The 1,384-nt window shown below is 37.4% G+C and carries 2 protein-coding genes; both read left to right on the forward strand.

Features of this window, described 5'->3' with window-relative positions:
• Window positions 1-305, forward strand: a 305-nt coding sequence (locus tag P5674_RS24760) for a hypothetical protein (protein WP_315670398.1), incomplete at its 5' end; no start/stop codon positions are given.
• Entirely contained in the window at window positions 295-699 is a 405-nt protein-coding gene (locus P5674_RS24765; protein WP_315670399.1) for a DUF1064 domain-containing protein, read from the forward strand. The genes P5674_RS24760 and P5674_RS24765, both read left to right, overlap by 11 nt.
• The last annotated feature ends 685 nt before the right edge of the window (window positions 700-1,384 follow it).

The following is a 1,384-nucleotide window of genomic DNA, read 5'->3' on the forward strand; positions in this document are numbered from 1 at the left end:
CGTTAACCCCCTTGATGTATATCGGTCATTCCCTATATATCAAAGTTCCAATTTCCAGTGGAAAGTCAGGAATAACGTGGCCATCAACTTTAGTTAAGTTTGATAAGGATTTTATCGCTTATTTTTTAGGTAAAATCATTAAAAAATTAATACCATTAAACCCCGAAAAACTTGAGGAATTAATGGAGGATGCACTTGAGTATTACAGAGAAGAATACAGCATCTATGCGGCGGAAAATGGCTTAGACAAAGAAATTGATAACCCTAGCGGAAGTTTCGGAGTGCACCCAAAAGATGAGAAATAAATACAATGCTAGAGGACAAAAAATAGACAGCTATTATTTTTCAAGTGCATTTGAATGTAGGGTTTATCACCTTCTACGAAAACATGATAATCAATTAATTGTTCACCCTAAAATGACATTAATTGAACATGCAAAACCTTGGAAAAATATCACCTGGATTCCAGATTTTTATAGTCCGTTCTTTAATCGTTACATCGAAGTTAAGGGAGTATTAACTGATTCATTTAAGCTAAAAATGCAGTTATTGCAGTACCTTAATCCTGGTTTAGTCAATCAGTGTTGGTTTGTTATAAGGGGGACATCCTACCGATGGCAAGGCATCTCATTTATCAATATCGACGAGTTTAAGGGGCTTTGGAAAAACTTAGAGATTCCAAGGGTAAACAATGAATAAACTGCACTACAAGGGGTTATTTTCCATTGACGGTGAGTTAATAAACACCACCTATAACCCACACCTATTTGAGTCAGAAACCACTCAAATAGCCTACCGGATACTAACCCCTATAAAGGAACATAAAACCCAGGAAATCCTTGATTTAGCTTATTCCTATATGGGTTGTTATAGCCCTAGGGGGGACTACAGAGGTCACGCTACAGCAAGGTTGACAAATGAAGGCAGCCTACGAGTATCAATTGTTGGTAACCCTCAATTTTGGGAGGTATGCAAAAAAATTTCAAACGTCATAATCAATCATCAAAGGATAGTTAATCATGAGTATCGGATATTACGGCAAAAAACAGGACGATAAATTTAGTTATTGCAGTGCAGTTAAGCCCGGTGAAACAGGAACTTTTCTGGTCATTTAATATACACAACTACGGATAAAGCCACCCCATTTATGGGTGTTCGGAAAGGGTATTTCTGGGGATTTTCAGAATTTCAATGATAGAGACTGGGGTTATTCCCAAGGTGATAAAGAACTAATGGCTGTTCGGTTTTGCATTGAAAAATACGAAACGGAATTTCAGGGCAAAAAACGGGAATATAACCCTACAATGCCAGAGTTAGCATTGCTAAAGTTAATCCAAAGCGATACAGGATTAACTGACGGGTCTATGATGTTCACTGCCACTAT

This window comes from Limnospira sp. PMC 289.06 (assembly GCF_032350395.1).
Taxonomy (GTDB): domain Bacteria; phylum Cyanobacteriota; class Cyanobacteriia; order Cyanobacteriales; family Microcoleaceae; genus Limnospira; species Limnospira platensis.

What these genes read in the sequence shown, in the direction of transcription:
- P5674_RS24765 (WP_315670399.1), top strand. Translation starts at nt 295, where the DNA reads ATGAGAAATAAATACAATGCTAGAGGACAAAAAATAGACAGCTATTAT.